Origin of the sequence: Pseudomonas sp. SCT (assembly GCF_003864275.1) — a bacterium.
Lineage (GTDB): Bacteria > Pseudomonadota > Gammaproteobacteria > Pseudomonadales > Pseudomonadaceae > Stutzerimonas > Stutzerimonas stutzeri_AE.
This window is the reverse complement of record NZ_BDJA01000001.1, coordinates 299,256-320,745: the sequence shown is the minus strand read 5'-3', so window position 1 is coordinate 320,745 and position 21,490 is coordinate 299,256. Positions and strand designations below refer to the sequence as shown.

19 protein-coding genes are annotated in these 21,490 nt (G+C 66.4%); 7 read left to right on the top strand and 12 right to left on the bottom strand.

The window, feature by feature from the left end; all coding sequences use genetic code 11:
- Positions 1–88: 88 nt before the first annotated feature.
- The gene (locus BHD08_RS01550) at positions 89–1,207 is read right to left on the bottom strand and encodes an NAD(P)/FAD-dependent oxidoreductase (protein WP_125020579.1); all 1,119 of its coding nucleotides are present in this window, start codon (positions 1,205–1,207) and stop codon (positions 89–91) included.
- A gap of 97 nt (positions 1,208–1,304) precedes the next feature.
- Between BHD08_RS01550 and BHD08_RS01545 the strand changes: the two genes are divergently transcribed.
- Complete coding sequence (locus BHD08_RS01545) at positions 1,305–1,760, top strand: metallophosphoesterase family protein (protein WP_015275243.1); 456 nt, start codon at positions 1,305–1,307, stop codon at positions 1,758–1,760.
- Here BHD08_RS01545 and BHD08_RS01540 read toward each other — a convergent pair.
- Positions 1,753–2,400 (bottom strand): YitT family protein, encoded by a 648-nt coding sequence (locus BHD08_RS01540; RefSeq protein WP_125020578.1) that lies wholly within the window; start codon positions 2,398–2,400, stop codon positions 1,753–1,755. The genes BHD08_RS01545 and BHD08_RS01540 overlap by 8 nt on opposite strands.
- An 87-nt stretch (positions 2,401–2,487) precedes the next feature.
- On the bottom strand, positions 2,488–3,006 hold the full coding sequence (locus BHD08_RS01535; protein WP_125020577.1) for a dihydrofolate reductase: 519 nt from the start codon (positions 3,004–3,006) through the stop codon (positions 2,488–2,490).
- A gap of 148 nt (positions 3,007–3,154) precedes the next feature.
- Between BHD08_RS01535 and BHD08_RS01530 the strand changes: the two genes are divergently transcribed.
- From BHD08_RS01530 to BHD08_RS01520, 3 genes are all read left to right on the top strand, one after another.
- Positions 3,155–4,270 carry a glycerophosphodiester phosphodiesterase gene (locus tag BHD08_RS01530; protein WP_125020576.1) on the top strand — a complete coding sequence of 372 codons (1,116 nt, stop codon included), beginning with the start codon at positions 3,155–3,157 and terminating at the stop codon, positions 4,268–4,270.
- A 92-nt stretch (positions 4,271–4,362) separates the two neighbouring features.
- Positions 4,363–5,757: a DUF2868 domain-containing protein gene (locus BHD08_RS01525; RefSeq protein WP_125020575.1), complete on the top strand. Its 1,395-nt coding sequence runs from the start codon at positions 4,363–4,365 to the stop codon at positions 5,755–5,757.
- Positions 5,750–7,123 (top strand): DUF3482 domain-containing protein, encoded by a 1,374-nt coding sequence (locus BHD08_RS01520; protein ID WP_125020574.1) that lies wholly within the window; start codon positions 5,750–5,752, stop codon positions 7,121–7,123. The genes BHD08_RS01525 and BHD08_RS01520 overlap by 8 nt, the downstream gene beginning before the upstream one ends.
- A gap of 29 nt (positions 7,124–7,152) precedes the next feature.
- On the opposite strand, the gene BHD08_RS01515 is transcribed toward BHD08_RS01520, so the two are convergent.
- Positions 7,153–8,064 (bottom strand): DMT family transporter, encoded by a 912-nt coding sequence (locus tag BHD08_RS01515; protein WP_125020573.1) that lies wholly within the window; start codon positions 8,062–8,064, stop codon positions 7,153–7,155.
- An 87-nt stretch (positions 8,065–8,151) separates the two neighbouring features.
- Between BHD08_RS01515 and BHD08_RS01510 the strand changes: the two genes are divergently transcribed.
- Positions 8,152–9,066 (top strand): LysR family transcriptional regulator, encoded by a 915-nt coding sequence (locus BHD08_RS01510; protein WP_125020572.1) that lies wholly within the window; start codon positions 8,152–8,154, stop codon positions 9,064–9,066.
- 55 nt (positions 9,067–9,121) lie between these two features.
- Here the strand turns inward: BHD08_RS01510 and phoU are convergent, their stop codons facing one another.
- The 5 genes from phoU to BHD08_RS01485 form a co-directional block, all read right to left on the bottom strand.
- Positions 9,122–9,850 (bottom strand): phosphate signaling complex protein PhoU, encoded by a 729-nt coding sequence (phoU, locus tag BHD08_RS01505; RefSeq protein ID WP_015275235.1) that lies wholly within the window; start codon positions 9,848–9,850, stop codon positions 9,122–9,124.
- A 146-nt stretch (positions 9,851–9,996) separates the two neighbouring features.
- Positions 9,997–10,824 (bottom strand): phosphate ABC transporter ATP-binding protein PstB, encoded by an 828-nt coding sequence (pstB, locus tag BHD08_RS01500; RefSeq protein WP_102823989.1) that lies wholly within the window; start codon positions 10,822–10,824, stop codon positions 9,997–9,999.
- Between the two features lie 101 nt (positions 10,825–10,925).
- Positions 10,926–12,542, bottom strand: a complete 1,617-nt coding sequence (gene pstA / locus BHD08_RS01495) for a phosphate ABC transporter permease PstA (RefSeq protein ID WP_177412628.1) — start codon at positions 12,540–12,542, stop codon at positions 10,926–10,928.
- A gap of 81 nt (positions 12,543–12,623) precedes the next feature.
- Entirely contained in the window at positions 12,624–14,900 is a 2,277-nt protein-coding gene (locus BHD08_RS01490; RefSeq protein ID WP_125020570.1) for an ABC transporter permease subunit, read from the bottom strand.
- Between the two features lie 209 nt (positions 14,901–15,109).
- Positions 15,110–16,078, bottom strand: a complete 969-nt coding sequence (locus BHD08_RS01485) for a PstS family phosphate ABC transporter substrate-binding protein (RefSeq protein WP_015275231.1) — start codon at positions 16,076–16,078, stop codon at positions 15,110–15,112.
- Between the two features lie 223 nt (positions 16,079–16,301).
- Between BHD08_RS01485 and BHD08_RS01480 the strand changes: the two genes are divergently transcribed.
- Complete coding sequence (locus tag BHD08_RS01480) at positions 16,302–16,703, top strand: acyl-CoA thioesterase (protein ID WP_003303235.1); 402 nt, start codon at positions 16,302–16,304, stop codon at positions 16,701–16,703.
- Positions 16,704–16,712: 9 nt separating this feature from the next.
- Here the strand turns inward: BHD08_RS01480 and BHD08_RS01475 are convergent, their stop codons facing one another.
- A complete protein-coding gene (locus BHD08_RS01475; protein ID WP_125020569.1) occupies positions 16,713–17,927 on the bottom strand; it encodes a GGDEF domain-containing protein in 1,215 nt (404 codons plus the stop codon).
- A 154-nt stretch (positions 17,928–18,081) separates the two neighbouring features.
- Here BHD08_RS01475 and BHD08_RS01470 point away from each other — a divergent pair, with 154 nt between their 5' ends.
- Positions 18,082–19,002 (top strand): AEC family transporter, encoded by a 921-nt coding sequence (locus tag BHD08_RS01470; protein ID WP_177412627.1) that lies wholly within the window; start codon positions 18,082–18,084, stop codon positions 19,000–19,002.
- Here BHD08_RS01470 and BHD08_RS01465 read toward each other — a convergent pair whose 3' ends face one another.
- Positions 19,003–19,446, bottom strand: a complete 444-nt coding sequence (locus BHD08_RS01465; protein ID WP_015275228.1) for a hypothetical protein — start codon at positions 19,444–19,446, stop codon at positions 19,003–19,005. It abuts the gene before it with no gap.
- Between the two features lie 130 nt (positions 19,447–19,576).
- Positions 19,577–21,424, bottom strand: coding sequence for an exodeoxyribonuclease V subunit alpha (gene recD, locus BHD08_RS01460; protein WP_125020567.1), 1,848 nt, complete (start codon positions 21,422–21,424; stop codon positions 19,577–19,579).
- Between the last annotated feature and the right edge of the window lie 66 nt (positions 21,425–21,490).

Sequence of the window (21,490 nt, the reverse complement as noted above, 5' to 3'; positions counted from 1 at the left end):
TTTGCCGGTGATTGCGCCGTCCGATCGCGGCGGGTTGCAGTGTGCGGCCCGTCCGCACGGGCCGCAACGCGAGTGCGACAGTGCGTGATCAGGTCGCCAGTACCTTGTGTTCGAGCAGCCCGCAGACGTGTTCGGCAATCGCCAGGCAGGCGGTCAGGCCCGGCGATTCGATGCCGAACAGGTTCACCAGCCCGGCGACGCCGTGCTGCGCCGGGCCATCGATGCGAAAGTCCGCGGCAGCCTCGCCAGGCCCGCTGATCTTCGGCCGGATGCCGGAGTAGGCCGGTTGCAAGGCATCGTCCGGCAGCCCTGGCCAGTAGCGGCGGATCGCGGCGTAGAAGCCCTCGGCCCGTTCCGCCTCGATGCGGTAGTCCAGGTCCTCGACCCACTGCACATCCGGGCCGAAACGCGCCTGCCCCGCCAGGTCCAGGGTCAGGTGCACGCCGAGGCCGCCGGGCTCGGGCAGCGGATAGACCAGATGGCGAAATGGCGTGCACCCGCTCAGGCTGAAGTAGCTGCCCTTGGCGAAGAACTGCCGCGGCCGCGCGGCATCGCTCAGGCCCTGAGTGCGCGCGGCAAGTACCGGGGCGCCATGCCCGGCGCAATTCACCACGGTGCGTGCCAGCAGCTGCAGTGGATCGGCGCCGCCTACCTCGACCCGCAAACCGTCGCTGCCAGCCGTGATCGCCGTTACCGGCGCGTTCAGTGCCAGCACCGCGCCGTGGCGCTCGGCATCGCCCAGCAGTGCCAGCATCAGCGCGTGGCTGTCGATGATGCCGGTGCTTGGCGAAAGCAGCCCAGCCACCGCCTGCAGCTGCGGTTCCAGCGCCAGCACCTCGTGGCCATCCAGACGCTGCAGATCGTCGACCCCATTGGCCTGCGCGTGCCGCTGCAATTGCTCCAGCGCAGCGATCTGGGCCTCGTCGGTGGCGACGATCAGCTTGCCACAGCGGCGATAGGCCACGCCGTGGCTGTCGCAGAAATCGTAGAGCTGACGGCGCCCGGCGACGCATAGCCGGCCTTTGAGCGAGCCCCGCGGGTAGTAGATGCCGGCATGAATGACCTCGCTGTTGCGCGCGCTGGTGGCGGTGCCGAAGGCTGCCTCGGCTTCCAGTATCAGCACCTCGCGCCCGGCCAGCGCCAGCGCGCGTGCCACTGCAAGCCCGACCACTCCCGCACCCACCACCACGCAATCCACTCGATCCATGCCAGACTCCTCGACCCGAGGGTCCCAAGCCTGCCGCAACCACAGCGGCCGGCCAAGGGTCGGATGACCTGACGAAGCAGTTAAAGGGAACACCGGCATGCGCATCGGCCTGATCTCCGACACCCACGGCCTGCTCCGCCCCGAGGCAGCAGCGGCACTGCAGGGCTGCGCACAGATCATTCACGCCGGCGATATCGGCAAACCACAGGTGCTCGACGGGCTGCGCGCCATCGCGCCGCTGGAGGCGATTCGCGGCAATATCGATACGGCCGAATGGGCACGGGAGCTACCCGAGCGACTGGATCTGCGCATCGGCGGTCTCAGCCTGCACGTGCTGCACGACCTCAAGCAGCTGGACATCGACCCGCTCGTCGCCGGCATCGACGTGGTGATCGCCGGCCACTCGCATAAACCGAAGGTCGAGCGGCGCGACGGCGTGCTCTACGTGAACCCTGGCAGCGCCGGGCCACGACGCTTCAGCCTGCCGATCAGCCTGGCGCTGCTGGAGTTGAACGACGGTGATGCACAGGTCGAGCTGATCAGCCTCAGCTAACGCCCATGTAGCGATCGGCGCGGTGATTGATCGCCAGCACCAGATTCAGCGCCACGGCGCCGAGTACCGACAGCAGCACCTTGTCCGCCGGCACGACGAACACCGCGGCCATGACGATCAACGCGTCGATGCCCATCTGGAAGGTGCCGGCGCGCAGGCCGAAACGCTCCTGCAGGAACAACGCGAGAATGTTCACCCCGCCAAGGCTGGCGCGGTGGCGGAACAGGATCAGCAGGCCGATGCCGATGGCGAAACCGCCGAACACCGCGGCGTAGATCACGTTCAGCTCGGCGAAGCGCACCCACTGCGGGGTCAGCTCGGCGAACAGCGAGACCAGACCCACCGCGCAGACGGTGCGCAGAGTGAACTTCCAGCCCATGCGCCAGATCGCCAGTGCATAGAACGGCAGGTTGAGCAGGAAGAACGCCGGGCCGAACGACCAGCCCGCCAGGTACTTGAGCAGGAAGGCCAGGCCCACGGTGCCGCCGGTCAGCAGCCCGGCATGGCTGTAGAAGGCAATGCCAAGGGCGACCAGCGCGGTGCCCGTGAGCAGCGCCAGGCCGTCCTCCCACAACGGGTGGCGGACGAAGATCGCGGCAACGCGCTCGGCTTCCGGGGCGTCGGATTTGTCAGGTTGCATGAGATTTCTCGTTACGACAGCGACGGGCCAGCATAGAAGCTGCGGCCCGCGAAAGATTTGGCGCCGATCAAGCGAGGAAGGTGCCGGTCAGCGCTGTTTTTGCCAGGTTTCGAAGCGGTAGGCTGGTGCCTCGCCCTCGGCCGGATGTGGCTGGCTTTCGACGCACTGCCACTCAGCCTCGTCGAAGGCCGGAAAGAATGCATCGCCTTCGGGAGCCGCATCGATTCGTGTCAGGTAAAGCCGCTGCGCCTGCCCCAGCGCCTGGGCGTACAGCTGAGCACCGCCAATCAGCATCAGCTCGTCGACGCCCTGCTCACGCGCCCACTGCTCGGCACGCACCAGCGCGGCGTCCAGGTCGGTGAAGGTTTCCGCCCCGTCGAGCTGCAGATCCGCCTGCCGACTGACCACCAGATTGAGCCGGCCCGGCAGCGGGCGACCGAGCGAATCCCAGGTCTTGCGGCCCATGATGATCGGCTTGCCGAGGGTCATGGCCTTGAAATGCTTGAGATCGGCAGGCAGGTGCCAGGGCATGCGATTGTCGAGGCCGATCACGCGGTTCTGCGCGAGGGCGGCGATCATGGCGAGGGGAAGAGGGGTCTGATTCATGGCGGCGAGAATAGCAGAGCAACGCAGCTTGCCGAAGCGCCAGCCGTTCGTCGGCTTCATCGTCTTGCAATAGAAGCGGCAACGCAGCGTCAACAACCGGTCATGCTAGTGGCTCAGCCTGTGACATCCAAACCGAGGAGATGCCGAAATGGCCCGCAAGACCACCGCTTCCCTTCGCCGCTGGCTGACCGCCTGCAGCCTGCTGCTTCCACTGGCGGGCTTCGCCGCGCCGGATGAACATGCTGTGAAACACCAGGCCGCCCGTGGCGAGCCGTCGCCGCTGGTGATCGCGCACCGCGGCGCCAGTGGCTACCTGCCGGAACACACGCTGGCCGCCTATGCGCTGGCCGTGTTCCAGGGTGCCGACTATATCGAGCCGGATCTGGTGATGACCCGCGACGGAAAGATCGTCGCCCGTCACGACAACGAGCTGGGCCTGACCACCGACGTCTCGCAGCGCCCCGAGTTTGCCGATCGCAAGCGCACCCAGCAGGTTGATGGCGTCACCCTTACCGGCTGGTTCAGCGAAGACTTCACTCTCGCCGAACTGAAGACCCTGCGCGCCATCGAGCGCATCCCGGATATCCGCCCAGGCAACGCGCGCGTCGACGGCAGCCTGGAAATTCCGACCCTGCAGGAGATCATCGATCTGGTGAAAACCCTGCAACTCAGCCAGGGCCGGCGCATCGGCCTGTACCCGGAAACCAAGCACCCGACACACTTCCAGCAGCTCGGCCTGGCCATGGAAAAGCCGCTGGTGCGCATCCTCACCCGCAACGGCTATGTCGGGCGGCAGGCGCCGGTGTATATCCAGTCGTTCGAGGTGGACAACCTCAAGACCCTCAGCCGCCTGACCCAGCTGCGCCTGGTGCAGCTGTTCAGCTCCGGCCAGCCGTATGACCAGCAGGTGCGCGGCAGCAAGCTGACCTACGCACAGATGGCGACGCCGGCCGGGCTCAAGGATATCTCCCGCTACGCCGCCGGCGTCGGTCCGGAGAAGAGCTACATCATCCCGCGTGATGCCAACGGCAACCTCGGCACGCCGACCGGCTTCGTCGCCGCCGCCCACGCCGCCGGCCTCAAGATCCACCCGTACACCTTCCGCGCAGAAAACGCCTTCCTGCCGGCCAACCTGCGCAGCAGCGACAAGCGCCACGAGCGCGGCGACAGCGAAGCGGAGATCCGCGCCTTCCTCGATGCCGGTATCGACGGGCTGTTCATCGACCAGCCGGACATCGCCGTGCGCCTGCGCAACGCCGACTGAGGGCCCCAGCGGGGAGCCGCAACGGCTCCCCGTTTTCCCGTTCCCCACGGCAGCGGTTATCCTCAGGGCACGACCCGCCAGCGAGATGCCGTGTGATAGCCCGCCCCGCCCCTGATCTCGATACGCTCGACCGCCTCTGGCTGACCGAAGCCGTACGCCTGCGCGAAGAACATGCCGGGCCGCTGGAGGACGACGAGGCCAACCGCCAGGCTCGGGCGCAAGGCGGCGACCTGCCGGCGCTGATCGAGCGCCGGGCGCTGTGGCTGGCGCGCCGTGACGGGCTGATCGAAGCGCTTGAGCACTGGCGTCAGGGCGCACGCCTGGGTGGCTTCGTGCTGGCGCTGCTGGCGGTCTTCACCGGTGCCGGGCTGGCCTTCGCCGCGCTCGGCGACGGGCAGCGACCGGTCAACGTGTTCTGGGCGCTCGGCAGCCTGCTTGGGCTGAATCTGCTGACCCTGCTCGGCTGGCTGCTCGGCCTGCTTTTCGCGCGCGACAGTGGCGGTGCGTTGGGACGCTTGTGGCTTTGGCTCAGCGAAAAACTCGCCCGCGATGCCCGCGCCGCGCAGCTGGCGCCGGCCTTGCTGACCATCCTGCACCGACATCGGCTGGGCCGCTGGCTGTTGGGCGTCGGCGTACACGGCCTCTGGCTGCTGGCGATGGCCAGCGCCCTGCTTACCTTGCTCGCCCTGCTGGCAACGCGGCGCTACGGCTTCGTCTGGGAGACCACCATCCTCGGCGAGAGCGCCTTCGTCGGCCTGACCCAGGCACTCGGCGCGCTGCCGGCACTGCTCGGCTTCAGCGTGCCGGATGTTGAGCAGATCCGCGCCAGTGGCGCACTTGGCGGCGATCTGGAAGGCACCCGGCAACGCTGGGCCGGCTGGCTGGTCGGCGTGCTGCTGGTCTATGGGCTGCTACCGCGGCTGCTGCTGGCGGGGTTCAGCCTGTGGCGCTGGCGCCGCGGCCGCGCCGCGTTGAGGCTCGACCTGAGCCTGCCGGCCTATCGCCTGCTGCGCGAACGCCTGCAGCCGCCCAGCGAGCGCCTCGGTATCAGTGATGCAGCACCCGCCCACCTGCACGCTCCCAGCGCCGGCGCTCAGCTCGATGGCAGCGCCGGCGCCGTACTGGTGGCCATCGAGCTGGATGGCAGCTACTCATGGCCGCCGGCTCTGTCCAAGGGCATCGCCGATGCCGGCATCCTCGACGATCGCGAGGGGCGCCGACGCCTGCTCGATCAGCTCACCCGCTTTCCCCCGGCGCGCCTGGCGATCGCCTGTGATCCCCGACGCTCGCCGGATCGCGGCACCCTGGCGCTGATCGGCGAACTGTCGCGCTGCGCCGCAGCCACTCGCGTCTGGCTGCTACAGGCACCACCCGGCGAGGCGCTGGACAGCGCGCGTCTGGATGACTGGCACCAGGCACTGGACAGCCTTGGCCTTCCCCACTCAAGCGCTGCGCCGCTGGGCTGGCTGGAGAGCGGACATGACTGAAGCCCTGAAGCTCGCCGTGGTGGGCCACACCAATGTCGGCAAGACCTCGCTGCTGCGCACCCTGACCCGCGATGCCGGTTTCGGCGAGGTTTCGCACCGCCCCAGCACCACTCGCCACGTCGAAGGCGCTCGACTGTCGGTGGACGGCGAAGCGCTGCTGGAGCTGTACGACACACCCGGCCTGGAAGATGCCATCGCCCTGCTCGACTACCTCGAGCGCGTCGAACGCCCGGGCGAGCGCCTCGACGGCCCGGCGCGCACGCTGCGCTTTCTCGATGGCAGCGAGGCGCGCCAGCGTTTCGAACAGGAAGCCAAGGTGCTGCGCCAGCTACTCGCCAGCGACGCCGGGCTCTACGTGATCGATGCCCGGGAGCCGGTACTGGCCAAGTACAAGGATGAGCTGGCAGTGCTAGCTGGCTGCGGCAAGCCGCTGCTGCCGGTGCTCAACTTCGTTGCCCAGCCGGGGCATCGTGAAGATGAATGGCGTCAGGCGCTGGCCCGTCTCGGCCTGCATGCACTGGTGCGCTTCGACAGCGTGGCGCCGCCGGTGGATGGCGAGCGCCGCCTGTACGAAAGCCTGGCGCTGCTGCTGGAACAGGCACGGCCCAAGCTGCAGCGGCTGATCGAGGACCATGAGGCGCAGGCCGCGGCGCGCCTGGTCAGCGGGCAGCGGCTGATCGCCGAGCTGCTCGTAGACGTCGCCGCCTGCCGCCGCAGCGTGGCCGCACAGCCGGAGCTGGAGCGTGGCGCCATACGTGAATTGCACGACGCCGTGCGCGGCCGCGAGCAGCGCTGCGTCGAGGCCCTGCTGCGCCTGTACGCCTTCCGCAAGGAGCAGGCGGCGGCCAGCGACCTGCCGCTGCTCGACGGCCGCTGGGGCGACGATCTGTTCAATCCGGAAACCCTCAAACAGCTGGGCGTGAAGATCGGCAGCGGCATGGCCGCAGGCGCGGCCGCCGGTGCCGGGGTCGACCTAATGGTCGGCGGCATCACCCTCGGTGCCGCGGCGCTGCTCGGCGCCATCGCCGGCGGCGGTGCGCAGACTGCGCGGCACTATGGCAATCGCCTACTGGGCAAACTAAAGGGCCAGCGTGAACTGAGCGTCGACGACGCCGTACTGCGCCTGCTCGCCCTGCGCCAACGCCAACTGCTGGCCGTGCTTGCGACTCGCGGGCACGCCGCCACCGAGGCCATCCGCCTGGCGACGCCGCAGGATCAGAGCTGGCGCGAGGGCAAGCTGCCCGATGCGCTGCAGCGCTGCCGCGCCCATCCCGAGTGGTCCTCGCTCAACCCCGGCGCCCGTCTGCAGGACGGCGAGCGCCAGGCGGCGCTTGACGAGCTGCAGGCCGAACTGCGGCAGGACTGACCGACCTGCTGCTTCGCCGTGCCTGCACGCTAGGCTCGGGCCGGCGCACCATCGCCGGCCATTCTCGGCGCCGGCTGGCGGCCGATGCTAAAGGTGCACAGCGTTGCCAGCATGATCAGCAACCCGCCCGCCCAGCCCATCGGCCCCAGCCGCTCACCCAGCCAGACACCGGCAATGATCGCGCCGAAGAGCGGTTCGGAGCCCATCAGCAGCGACACCCGCGTTGCGCTGCTGCGCCCCAGCGCGCGGTTCTGCGCGAACATGGCGAACAGCGTCGCGAACAGCACCAGATACAGCGTGCCGAACCAGAACGCCGGCTCCACCGGCAGCGCCGGCAGTCCGCCCGGCAGCGACACGCCGAGCAGGATGCAGCCCGCCGCGACGACCCCGCTCTGCACCGCAGTCAGCGCCAGTGCCGGGATTTCCCGGCCGGCCGTCAATCGCCGGGTCAGGCAGACCAGCACCGCGCGCAGCAAGGCGGCGGCCAGCATCAGCGCATCGCCGAGATTGAGCGACAGCTGCGGGCCGCCGGTCAGCAGCCAGACGCCCGCCAACGACAGCGCGCAGGCAAGGAACAGCGTGTTGTGCGGCCGCTGGCGCAGCAGCAGCCATTCCATGAACGGTGTGATCACCACGCACAGGCTGATCAGAAACGCCGCATTGCTGGCGCTGGTCAGCATCACGCCCCAGGTTTCGCAGAGAAAGATCGCCAGCATCACCAGCCCCAGCGGCAGGCCGGGGCGCAGCGCCCGGCGACCGGCACCGCGCAGTTGCGGCAGCAGCAGGAAAAAGGTCAGACCGAAGCGGATCGCCAAAAAACCCAGCACCGGATAGAACAGCAGCGCCTGCTTGGCCACTGCATAGCTACTGCCCCAGATCAGCGCCACCATCAGCAGCATGCCATCGGCCAGCCACAGCCCCTGCCTCCACGTACCTTTCATGCTCGATCTCCGCACCAATCAGACGCTGATTGTCGGGCTTGCCGCCAAGGTCGATAATCCAGCGAAACAGCACAGGACCTGTTCCGCATGGGAACGAATGACAGCGCAGCCCTGCTGCCTTACATGGCCGTGTTCGTCCGAGTGGTCGAGGCCGGCAGCCTCTCCGGCGCCGCACGCCTGCTGGGCAGCACACCGTCGGCGGTGAGCCGCCAGGTGGCCCGTCTGGAGCAGGCCCTGGCGCTACGCCTGCTGGAACGCACGACACGCCAGCTGCGGCTGAACGAGGCCGGGGCGGAGTTCTACCAGCATTGCCGGGACATGCTCGATGCGGCCGACGCCGCCGTCGCCATCGGCGAGCGACTGATGCGCAGCCCGCGCGGGCTGGTGCGCCTGAGCGTGCCGAAGGCCTATGGCAAGTTCGTCGTCGGGCCGTTGATGCCGGCCTTTCTGCAGCGCTACCCCGAGGTCGATGTGCAGCTGCGGATCAGCGACCAGAGTCCGGACCTGATCGAGGACGGTTTCGACCTGCTGGTGCAGGTCACCGACAACCCTCCCGAAGGCCTGGCCGGCAAACCGCTCGGGCCGGTGCGCCAGCTGCTCTGCGCCAGCCCCGACTACCTGCAACGCCACGGCGAGCCGCAGCATCCGCAGGACCTGCTGCGCCACAGCTGTCTGTATCTGGGGGAAACGGCGGGAGACAATCGCTGGCACCTGCGCCGCGGCGAGCTGCAGGAGACGGTGACGGTGCGTGGCCGCTACATCAGCAACCACAGCGAGGCACGGCTACTGGTGGCGCTGGCGGGTCTGGGCATCACCTGCCTGCCGCATTTTACCGCCGCCCAGGCGCTGGCCGACGGGCAGTTGCGCGAGGTGCTGCCGCAGTGGCGCTACACCGGCTCCTACCAGGGCGCGGCCTGGCTGCTGTGGCGACAGAATCACCACCTGCCGCCGAAGACGCGGGCGCTGATCGACTACCTGAGCGAGGCGCTGATAGCCACCTGAGCGCAACACGCATCCGCAGCCAGTGGGCTTACGCCCACCGCGACGGGCGCGCCTATCAGCGCTCCTTGGTGCCTTCCACTTCCTCGGCCATGCGCGCCAGGCCGAGGTGGCGCACGTCGGTGCCGCGCACCAGGTAAATCACCAGTTCGGCGATGTTGCGTGCGTGGTCGCCGATGCGTTCCAGCGAGCGCAGCGCCCAGATCACGCTGAGCACGCGGGAGATCGAGCGCGGGTCTTCCATCATGTAGGTGACCAGCTCGCGCAAGGCGGTCTTGTATTCGCGGTCGACGGTCTTGTCGTACTGCGCCACCGACAGCGCGAGGTCGGCATCGAAGCGGGCGAAGGCGTCGAGCGCTTCCTGCACCATCTTGCGTACCTGGTCGCCGATGTGGCGCACCTCGACGTAGCCCTTGGGCGACTCGCCTTCCTCGCACAGCTGGATGGCGCGGCGGGCGATCTTGGTCGCCTCGTCACCGATGCGCTCGAGATCGATCACCGACTTGGAAATGCTGATGATCAGGCGCAGGTCGGAGGCCGCCGGCTGACGCCGGGCGAGAATGCGTACGCACTCCTCGTCGATGTTGCGCTCCATCTGGTTGATCTGGTCATCCACTTCGCGCACCTGCTGAGCGAGGCCCGAATCGGCCTGAATCAGCGCGGTCACCGCGTCGTTGACCTGCTTCTCCACCAGCCCGCCCATGGCCAGCAGGTGGCTGCGCACCTCCTCCAGCTCGGCGTTGAACTGCTGGGAGATGTGTTGGGTGTGGCTGTCTTTGCTGATCATGTGCGAACCCTTGCGAAACTGTTGTTCTCTCGCCGGACGGTCCGGCCTTTGGCAAATCGTGCTGCGCTAGGAGGCGGCGCGCAGACAGTACGAACCAGGTACGGCAAGCGCCGCCGACAACGCGCAGCGCGATTTGCCATAGCCGGCTAGCCGTAGCGGCCGGTGATGTAATCTTCTGTCTGCTTCTTGGCCGGGTTGGTGAACAGCGTATCGGTGTCGCCGTACTCGATCAGTTTGCCCATGTACATGAACGCCGTGTAGTCGGACACCCGCGCGGCCTGCTGCATGTTGTGGGTGACGATGACGATGGTGTACTTGGCCTTCAGTTCGTAGATCAGCTCCTCGACCTTCAGCGAGGAGATCGGGTCGAGAGCCGAGCTCGGCTCGTCGAGCAGCAGCACTTCCGGCTGCACGGCGATGGTACGGGCGATGACCAGACGCTGCTGCTGACCGCCGGAGAGGCCGAGCGCCGATTCGTGCAGACGATCCTTCACTTCTTCCCACAGCGCGGCGCCCTTCAGGGCCCATTCGACGGTTTCGTCGAGCACGCGCTTCTGCTTGATGCCCTGGATGCGCAGACCGTAGACCACGTTCTCGTAGATGCTCTTGGGGAACGGGTTGGGCTTCTGGAACACCATGCCGACGCGACGACGCAGGTCGGCGACGTCCTCGCCCTTGCGGTAGATATTGGTGCCGTCGAGGTTGATCGCGCCTTCGATGCGGCAGCCGTCGACCAGATCGTTCATCCGGTTGAAGCAGCGCAGCAGGGTCGACTTGCCGCAGCCGGACGGACCGATAAAGGCAGTCACGCGTTGGCGCGGGATGTTCATGCTGACGTTGAACAGCGCCTGCTTCTGGCCGTAGTACAGGCTCAGATCCGGCACTTCGATGGCCACCGGCTCCTTGGCCAGGTTCAGGCTGCGCTTGTCACGGCCGAGGGCCGAGATGTCGATGGAATGCGTGTTGGTTTGCATGTGCTCGCTCCGTTCGCAGCTGCCAGCTGCAAGCTACAGGCTGCAAGTCCAGGCCAGCGCCTCGTTCTTCCGAGGCCGGTGGCTTGAACTCGCCGCTTCGATTAGTGATCCAGCGCCTTGTACTTCTCGCGCAGGTGGTTGCGAATGTAGATCGCGCTGAAGTTGAGCGTGGCGATCACCAGTACCAGCAGCAGTGCGGTGGCATAGACCAGCGGCCGCGCCGCCTCGACGTTGGGGCTCTGGAAGCCGACGTCGTAGATATGGAAGCCCAGGTGCATGATCTTCTGATCCAGATGCAGATAGGGGTAGTTGCCGTTGAGCGGCAGGTTCGGCGCCAGCTTGACCACACCGACCAGCATCAGCGGCGCCACTTCACCGGCAGCGCGGGCCACGGCGAGGATCAGGCCGGTCATCATCGCCGGGCTGGCCATCGGCAGCACCACCTTCCACAGCGTCTCGGACTTGGTCGCACCGAGGGCCAGCGAGCCTTCACGGATCATCCGCGGGATGCGCGCCAGGCCTTCCTCGGTGGCCACGATCACCACCGGCAGGGTGAGGATCGCCAGGGTCAGCGAGGCCCACATCAGGCCCGGCGTACCGAACACCGGTGCCGGCGCTGCCTCGGGGTAGAACAGGCGATCCAGCGAGCCGCCCAGCACGTAGACGAAGAAGCCCAGACCGAATACGCCGTAGACGATCGACGGCACCCCGGCGAGGTTGTTCACCGCGATGCGGATGATGCGGGTGAGCAGGCCCTGCTTGGCGTATTCGCGCAGATAGACTGCCGCGATGACGCCGAACGGCGTGACGATCACCGCCATGATCATGGTCATCAGCACAGTACCGAAGATCGCCGGGAATACGCCGCCTTCGGTATTCGCTTCACGCGGCTCGTCGCTGACGAACTCCCACAGCTTGGCGAAGTAGAACATCAGCTTCTGCGGCGTCGACATGGCATTGGGCCGGAAGGCCCGCACCACCTTGCCCAGGGTGATCTCCTGCTCGCGGCCATCGGCCGTGCGCACGGTGATGCTGTCGCGGTTGAATTCCTGCTGCAGGGCGATCAGCTGGTCTTCCAGCACGCGGTACTCGGCGTCCCACTGCGCGCGCTCGGCATCCAGGTCAGCCTGGGCAGCGGCATCCAGGCGATCGTCCAGCTCCAGCTTGCGGGTTTTCAGGCGCAGACGCTCGAGGCCATGGTTGATGCGGCCGATCTCGACCTTCTCGATGCGCGAGATCCGCGAGTGCAGCTCATCGACGCGATCGATGCGCGTCTGCAGCTCGTTCCAGGCACTGTCGCCCTCGGCAACCAGCTGGCCGGCCTCCTTGACGTTGAGCAGGTAACCGTAGAAGTTGCCCCACTCGCGACGCTCCAGAACCATCAGCTCGGCGGGCGTGTGCTGATTGCTCAGCCACTCGCCGACTACCCAGGAGAAGTCGGCACCGTACACCTCGCGGTTGCCGACCTTGAGCAGCTCGCGGGTCATGAACTCGCCGCCCTCGACGTTCACCGGCAGGCCACTGGCCGCCAGGCGCGCGCGCGGTACTTCCTCGGCCTGCACCACTTCACCGGCCAGCACGCGCATCTCGGCGCCCGGCATGCTGTAGTCGGCGACGATCACATCGGCCGGCCAGAAGTGCGCCAGGCCACGCACGGCGATGATCGCCAGCAGCCCCAGGGTCATGATCACGGCGATGGACACCGCACCGGCGTTCATCCAGATCCAGGGTGTGCCGCTCTTGACCCAGCTGTTCAACGAATCCTTTTTCACGGATCGATACCTTCTGCGAAATCTGGTTTACAGGCTGGCGTACTTGCCACGCAGACGCTGACGAATCAGCTCGGCGAGGGTGTTCATCACGAAGGTGAACATCAGCAGCACCATCGCGGCGAGGAACAGCACACGGTAATGGGTGCCACCGACTTCGGATTCCGGCATCTCCACTGCGACGTTGGCGGCCAGGGTGCGCATGCCTTCGAAGATGTTGGCTTCCATGATCGGCGTGTTGCCGGTGGCCATCAGCACGATCATCGTCTCGCCCACCGCACGGCCCATGCCGATCATCAGCGCCGAGAAGATGCCCGGGCTGGCGGTCAGCAGCACCACGCGAGTGAGGGTCTGCCAGGGCGTCGCGCCGAGCGCCAGCGAACCCAGGGTCAGGCTGCGCGGCACGCTGAACACGGCGTCCTCGGCGATCGAGTAGATGGTCGGGATCACTGCGAAGCCCATTGCCAGGCCGATCACCAGGGCGTTGCGCTGGTCGAACGGGATACCCATGTCGTTGGACAGCCACAGGCGCATGTCACCGCCAAAGAACCAGTTCTCCAGATGGCCGCTGATTTCCAGCGAGCCATAGCCGATCAGGAGAATCACCGGAATCAGCAGCACGGCTTCCCAGCCATCCGGCACGGCAAGACGCACGCTCTGCGGCAGACGACTCCAGCTCCAGGCGGCGAACAGAATGCCCACCGGCATCAGCAGCAGCAGGGCGAAGATGCCCGGCAGGTGGTTTTCCAGGAACGGCGCGAGGAACAGGCCGGCGAAGAAACCGAGAATCACCGTCGGCAGCGCTTCCATCAGCTCGATGACCGGCTTGACCTTGCTGCGCAGCCTGGGCGCCATGAAGTAGGCGGTGTAGAACGCCGCGCAGATCGCCAGTGGCGCGGCCAGCAGCATCGCGTAGAAGGCTGCCTTGAGGGTGCCGAATGCCAGCGGTGCAAGGCTCAGCTTCGGTTCGAAATCACTGTTGGCCGACGTCGACTGCCAGACGTAATCCGGCTCCGGGTAGCTTTCGTACCAGACCTTGCCCCACAACGCGCTCCAGGAGATCTCCGGGTGCGGGTTATCGATCACGAAACGCTGCAGACCTTGCTGCGATTCCACCAGCAAACGGGTAGCGCGCGGCGACATGGCGGCCAGGGCGGTGCCGTCGGCGACCTGTTCCTTGACCAGCGTGCGATGCGCGGTGCTGTGGAAAACGCCAAGGCTGCCGCTGTCATCCAGCGCGAGGAAGCCTTTGCGGCGCTCCTCCGGGAGGATCTGGCGGACCGGGCTGCTGCCCAGCTTGAAGTTGCGCACAAGCTTCAGCTCGGCCTGGCCATCCGCCGCACGGACCATGAACCACTGGCCGATGCCGCCCCTGGAGTCGCCGACCATCAGCGAGATGCCGCCCAGCAGCGGGCTGACGCTGGTGATTTCGCTGCCGTCGCCGACCAGCTTGTAGCGGCCGTTGAGTTGCTTGCGACGCAGGTCGAAAACATCCGCGCTGGCCTTGCCGCTGATCGCGTAAAGCCACATATGCCGCGGGTCGATCAGCAGCTGGCGAATCGGCTCGGCCAGCTGCGGCAGGTCGAGGCGCTCCTGTTCAAGGGTCACCTCACCGGTCAGCAGGTTCTCGCTGCTGGCGATGCGCTGGGCATGCAGTGTGGTGCCGGTGGCGCCGGCAACCAGCAGCGTCTTGCCGTTCATGCTGATGGCCGCGCGATCAATGGCGCGGCCTTCCGGGTCGAGCTGCAACGGTTCTTCACCGAAGGGATAGGCCAGCTCCGGCGTGATGGTCTTCTGGTTGTTCGGGTAGGTGAGCTTGTAGTTGTGCTCGACCACCAGCGCCTGGCCATTATCCAGGCCCAGCACCAGCCGGCGCGTACCCGGAGTGTCCTGACCCACCGAGACGATGCGGCTGCCTTCCGGCAGCGGCAGGGACTTGCTCGACAGCAGCGCACCGTCGCGCAGGCCAAAGAAACGCACCTGACCATCATTGCCCAGGCGCATGGCGACCTGGTTCTGCTCCTCAATGGTCAACAGCAGCGGCTCGCCGGCTTCAGCCAGCCATGCCGGCTGCTGGACCGCGCGGCTCTCCAGTTCGGCGCCCTGGAACATCGGCAGCACGACCTGCGCCAGATAGAAGAAGATCAGGGTGATGGCGCCCAGCACCGCCAGGCCGCCGATGGATACGTACCAGCGCGCCAGGTGGTCTTTCAGCGCGCGGATGCGACGCTTGCGCTTCAGCGCCGGCGTGTTGAAGTCCAGCCGTTGCACATCGGAATTCGCGCTCATGGTCTCGATATCGTTCATGCGAGGGTCCTGGCCGCTCAGGCCGTTTTAACCGCCGCGCCGCCTTGGCGCGAGCCTCTTCCGGACCTGGTGGCCGGTTCGGCGCCTAATTTACTGCAGCCGTGTGACAGAAAAATTACATAGAGGTGACACGACGACGCCCGCCAACGCGCATGCGTGGCGGGCGTCTGCTCAGCTCGCGATACTTATCGCGAGGCGGGCTTCTGCTCTCAGTTGAGACCCAGATCCGTCATGGTCTTGTCGACCACCTTCTTCGGCAGCGGGATGTAGCCGTCCTTGACCACAACTTCCTGACCCTGCTTGGACAGCACCAGCTTGAGGAACTCGGCGTCGATCGGGCTCAGCGGCTTGTTCGGCGCCTTGTTGACGTAGACGTAGAAGAAGCGCGCCAGCGGGAACTTGCCGGCCAGGGCGTTCTCTTCGCTCGCCTCGAAGGCTTCGCCGCCCTTGGACAGCGGTACGGCACGGACGCTGGAGGTCTTGTAGCCGATGCCGGAGTAACCGATGGCGTTCAGGGTGCTGGAGATCGACTGCACCACCGAAGCGGAACCCGGCTGCTCGTTGACGTTGGACTTGAAGTCGCCTTTACACAGGGCTTCTTCCTTGAAGTAGCCGTAGGTACCGGATACCGAGTTACGACCGAACAGCTGGATCGGCTTGTTGGACCACTCGCCGGTCATGCCCAGATCACCCCAGGTCTTGATGTCCTTCTCGCCACCGCACAGGCGGGTGCTGGAGAAGATCGCGTCGACCTGCTCGATATCCAGCGACTTGATCGGATTGTCCTTGTGCACGAACACCGCCAGGGCGTCGATGGCCACCGGAACGGCCGTCGGCTTGTAGCCATACTTCTCTTCGAAGGCCTGGATCTCGTTGTCCTTCATCGGGCGGCTCATCGGGCCCATGTTGGAGGTGCCTTCGGTCAGAGCGGGCGGCGCAGTGGAGGAACCGGCAGCCTGGATCTGAATGTTGACGTTCGGATAGCTGCGCTTGAACTCTTCGGCCCACAGGGTCATCAGGTTGGCCAGGGAGTCGGAACCAACGCTGGACAGGTTGCCGGATACGCCGGAGGTCTTCTGGTAGCTCGGCAGGGCCGGGTCTACAGCAGCGACCGCGCTCGCAGCGCCAACGCCAGCGGCTACAAAGGTCAGGGCCGCCATCAAACGATTCAGTTTCATACCTTGCTCCTAGCAGGTGTGTCTCGAGTGTGTTGGAACGGGGGCCAGTATCTGCAGGCCGTATGAACACTCTATGAAGCAAGTGTGACAATCTGATTACGGAGCGGCGCATTGACCAGCCGCGGTCGCTGTGGGACTGCACAGCCGCTATACTCGGCGCCGTCGCCCGCGCTAGTACGGGCATTTCGCGCCAAAACAACAATCGCGCCGCGAGTCAGACCGAATGAAAGAGTACGAACAGGAAGATCCGATTCCACAGGGCGACCTGGCCCTGCAGCTCACCGCCCTGCCGCGCGAGACCAACGGTTTCGGCGATATCTACGGCGGTTGGCTGGTGTCGCAGATGGATCTGGCCGGCACCGCAATGGCCAGCCGCGTGGCGGCCGGTCGGGTCGCTACGGTGTCCATCGATCGCATGGCGTTCATGGTTCCGGTGGCCGTCGGCGCGCAGCTGTCCTTCTATACCCAGACGCTCGAGGTCGGGCGCAGCTCGATCCGCATGCTGGTGGAAGTCTGGAGCGACGATCCGCTGTCCAGCGAATGGCGCAAGGTCACCGAAGCGGTGTTCGTCTTCGTCGCCATCGATGGCAGCGGCCGCACCCGCTCGGTCCCACCGCGCCGCTGACGCGACCGGCTAGCGATCCGGCAGGTCCGAACGCGGCTGCGCCGCCGCCACCGCGAAGCGATTCTTGCCGCTGGTCTTGGCCTGGTACAGCGCGGTATCGGCGCAATGGTAGAGCTGCTCGGGCTGCTGACCTTCCTGCAGCGTGGCGATACCGATGCTGACCCCTACCCGCGCGATGGCCTCCTGCGGGTGCCTGATATCTAGCGCTGCCAACGCGCTGATCAGCTGTCGCGCAATACGCTGCGCCGCTGCGTTGTCGCAGTTGTACAGCAGCAGCGCGAATTCCTCGCCACCCACCCGCGCCGCTTGATCCAGCGGCCGCCGCGCGAAACCGACCAGCAGATCGGCAAAGGTACGGATCAATGCATCACCGGCCGGATGGCCGAAGGTGTCGTTGTAGGCCTTGAAATCATCCAGATCGAGCAGCAGCAGGCTCAACGGCCGGCGGTCCCGGCGCGCCTGGGCGACCCGCTGACGCAGCGCCAGGTCATGACTGCGCCGATTGGCCAGACCGCTCAGGGCATCGTGCTCGGCGACCCAGCCCAGCAGCTTGCGCATCAGAAACTGTTCCCGCTGCGAATACTCGTGCACGTAGCGACTGATGGCACCGATGATCAGCAGCAGCACGTAATAGCTGACCGCGATCCAGTGCTCCGGCATCCGCTCCGCCGGGAGGATCAGACTGGCCATGCACACATCGGCCAGCACGATGAGTACCGCGCAGAGCAACGCCCACCAGAAGGTCACGCCCAGAAAGAAGAACGAGCTGACGATCAGCAGGCCGGCGCCGTAGCGGAAGTTCAGCTCGGTTTGTAGCGCCTCGAAACGGATGTCGATCAGTGCAGCGAGAATGCCGACCGTTACCAGCAGTACCGGGAAAACACGGTTGGCCTGCGCGCGAAATCTGCGGCTGTAGAACGTCAGCACCAGCACGACGACGCCGGGAAGAATCTGCAGACCGCGCAACAGGGTCAGCGTGGTCAGCCAACCCGTACCGGCCAGATCGAACAGCCGCAGCTCGCAGTACAGATAGCCCGAAACGACGAGAATCAGCAGCAGCGCGGCAAGGCGCTGCGAGGCCCGGGCGTGCCGGTCCAGGTAATGCCGAAACTCCCGCTCCAGCTCCGACTTGAAGCAAAGCAACCGAAAGCCGGCATGCAGTTGCCGGCCATAGGGCGTATCGCGGAAGCCCTCGGTAGAGGAGTAATCGGTGGTATGTGGCATCGGAAGCCCGTCGTTTGAGCGCTCAAATGATATCACCAGGCCATCACCGAGTTGACGACAGTCCGACCGGCGTAACCCCTGCATAGACCGGCAACTTGGACAGGAGACTTGCACTGGGCGTTTCCAGCATTGAAGATCCCTTTCACATGCATAGCTGGATGTATCCGTGACAGCCCTTCTGCTGGCCCTCTGGCCCCTCTTCGCGCTTATCGTTGCCGGCTATTGTCTGCGCTTGCGTGCCTTTCCCAGCGTGGAGTTCTGGCCAGGCGCCGAACGCATCAACTACTTCGTCCTCTTTCCCGCGCTGCTGTTCAGTAGTCTGGCCACCGCGCCGCTGGACAATCCCGCACTGCCGCAGCTGGCCGCCGCGGTAATGCTCGGCCTTGGCCTGGCCTGGATCGCCCTGCTGCTGATGAAGCGCCTGCGCGGCTGGCCCGCGGGCCGCTTCGGCGCCATCACCCAGGGCGTGCTGCGTTTCAATACCTATCTGGGCCTGGCCGCCGTCGGCAGTCTGTTCGGCAAGGAAGGCCTGGCGCTGGCCGCACTGATGCTGGCCTTGATGGTGCCGACAGTGAACGTCATGTCGGTCTGGGCACTGACCGCCGAGCGTGGCGTCAGCGTGCGCGGCCTGCTGCTGCCCATCGCCAAGAATCCGCTGATTCTCGCCTGCGTCGCCGGCGCGCTGGTGAATCTGTCAGGGCTGGGCTTGCCCGGCGGCACCGACCGCCTGCTGAGCCTGCTGGCCGCGGCTAGCCTGCCGTTGGGCCTGCTCTGCGTCGGCGCGGCACTCAAGCCGCAGGAGCTGGGCGGGGAAATCCCCGCGCTTGGCTGGAACTGCGCGGCGCGCCTGCTCGCTATGCCGCTGCTGGCCTACGGCGTGGCGCTGGTGCTGGGCTTGCCGCCAATGGAAACGACCATTCTGGTGCTGTTCTTCGCCCTGCCGACCGCCCCGACCGCCTATGTGCTGACCCGCCAGCTCGGCGGCGACAGCCATCTGATGGCCGGCATCATCACCCTGCAGACGCTGCTCGCGGCGGCCAGCCTGCCGCTGGTGCTGACGTTGCTGAATGGCTGATCAGCGCGCGACCTGACCGCGCAAGAGACGCAGCAGCATCAATGCCATACCGACGCCCAACGCGCCGAGCACCAACAGCGGACCGAGATAACCAAGAGCATCCTGCAGCCAGCCGAGCAGCAGGTGCAGCCACTCGGTGTGCAACGAGGCCTCGACTGCCACGTAGCCGCCCTGCTCCCAGATCTGATACGCCGCGTGCAGCGGGATCAGCGTCAGTGGCAGCAGGATCAGGCACAGCCAGTAGCCACTGCGCCGGTACGCGCCCAGCAGCCCCCACGGCAGGTAGGCGGCGCGGATAAGCTGGAAGAAGCAGACGACGTAATAGACCACCAGCAGCAGCGCAAATCCGCTGCCCACGGACGGCTCGAGCCACAGCGTACGCAGCGCTGCGGTGCTTATCGTCAGGCTGAGCACGCCCCATAGCAGAAGGAAGAAGGTTCTCATCGCAAGTCCCGGTGTCGGCTTTCGGCGAAAGCGCATCGGAACAGAATTCCGAGCGCGATACGCACAACCGCTTCACGAAACAGGCGGCGATGAGCAGCGAACGTGCCGGCTTCGAGCAGCCGCGCACGGTTCAGAACAGGCTGAGCTGATCGCCTTTAGGCTCATCTGGCTTCGCCGCTGGCAATGCCTCGACAGGCCTGTCCGGCACGCGGGGAAGCGCCAGTCGCTCGGCCAAGCCGGCGGCGCGCTCGGCGCGGGTATTGACTGCCTCGGCCAGACGCGCCGGCAGTGCCCAGATCTCCACCTTGCGTTTGGCGCGGGTGATACCGGTATAGAACAGCGAGCGCGTCAGCAGCGGGCTGGGTTGCTCCGGCAACGCCAGCAGCACTTCGGCGAATTCCGAGCCCTGGCTTTTGTGCACGGTCATGGCGAAGGCACTGTCATGGCTCGGCAGCCGCGCCGGGGCGAAGCCGCGGTAGCCGTCGTCGCCCTCGAAGAACACCCGCAGGCCCTGCTCGGTCCTCAGACACAGGCCGATATCGCCGTTGAACAGACCGAGGGCGTAATCGTTCTGCCGGACCATCACCGCGCGGCCAGGGTACCAGCGTTCACGCGCCGGCACGCTGAGGCGACGCTTGAAGCGCGCTTCCAGCGCCTCGTTGATACCCGTGACGCCGAAAGCGCCTTCGCGCTGGGCGGTCAGCGCGCGAAAGCCGTTGAAGGCCTCGACCGCGGCGGACGGATCGGCCTGGCGTACGGCCTGCAGGTAAGGTGCGTAGCCCTGCTCCAGCCGTTCGATCAGCGCCGCGGGGCTGGGCGCTGCGTTCCAGGCCAGATCCGGCCGGCCTTCCTGCAGCAGCGCGACGGTGCCCTTGGCATCGCCACCATTGATTCGCCGCGCCAGTTCGCCGATGCCGCTGTCGCCGGCGAAGCGATGGCTGTGGGTGAGCAGCACCACCGCATCACCCAGGCGCGAGCGCGGCGTCTCGACCGCTACGTTCTGCCCGGTAATGCGTTGCAGATCGGCGGCCGCTTGGCTATCGAAACCGCGCCCTTCGCAGAGCTCGGCGAACACCGCGCCGGCTTCCACGGCGGCCAGCTGGTCCTTGTCGCCGAGCAGGATCAGCCGCGCCTTCGGCGGCAGCGCGGCGACCAGCTTGGCCATCAGCGCCAGGTCGACCATCGACGCCTCGTCCACCACCAGCACGTCCAGCGCCAGCGGGTTGGCCGCGTCGTGGCGCACGCGCGGGCTGTCGGCGCGGCTGCCGAGCAGGCGGTGCAATGTGCGAGCCTCGTCCGGCAGAGCGTCCTTGACGGCATCACTGACCGGCAGATCGGCCTTGGCGTTGCGGATCGCTTCGGCCATGCGCGCCGCCGCTTTGCCGGTAGGTGCCGCGAGGCCGATGGCCAGGCGTTCACCACCGGGCTGTTCCAGCAATGCCGCCAGCAAACGGACCACCGTGGTGGTCTTTCCGGTGCCGGGGCCACCGGAGATTACTGCCAAGCGACGACGTACCGCCTGAGCCGCGGCGAGGCGCTGCCAATCAGGGCTTTGCTGATTGAAGGCGAACAACCGCGCCAGGCTGTCGCTCAGCTGCTGCTCATCCACCTCCGGCGCATCCGCTGCGCGAGCCAGCAGCTGCTCAGCCAGTTGTTGTTCGTAAGCCTGGTAACGGGCGAGGTAGAGCCGTTCTCCGCTCAGGATCAGCGGCGCGTAATCCCCCGGCGCACCGATCAGCTCTGAGGCATCCAACTGCGCTCGCCAGGTCGCAAGCGGCGGCAGGCTGAAATCCTGATCCGGCCATGGCCGCTTGCCGGCTAACCGACCCAGCGGCAAGCAGACGTCGCCATCGGCCAGCGCTTCGCAACAGAGCGCGGCGGCGAGCAGCACCGGCTCGGACGCTTGCGGGTCGAGGCGCTGCAGGCTGGCGACGAAGGCGCGCTCCAGTGGGCCGAGGGGCAGATCGGCAAGGGTCATATATCGCTCCTGAAATTCATGAAGGCGCCGCTAAGCCCACATTCGCGGTCAAGACCGCTAAAGCGC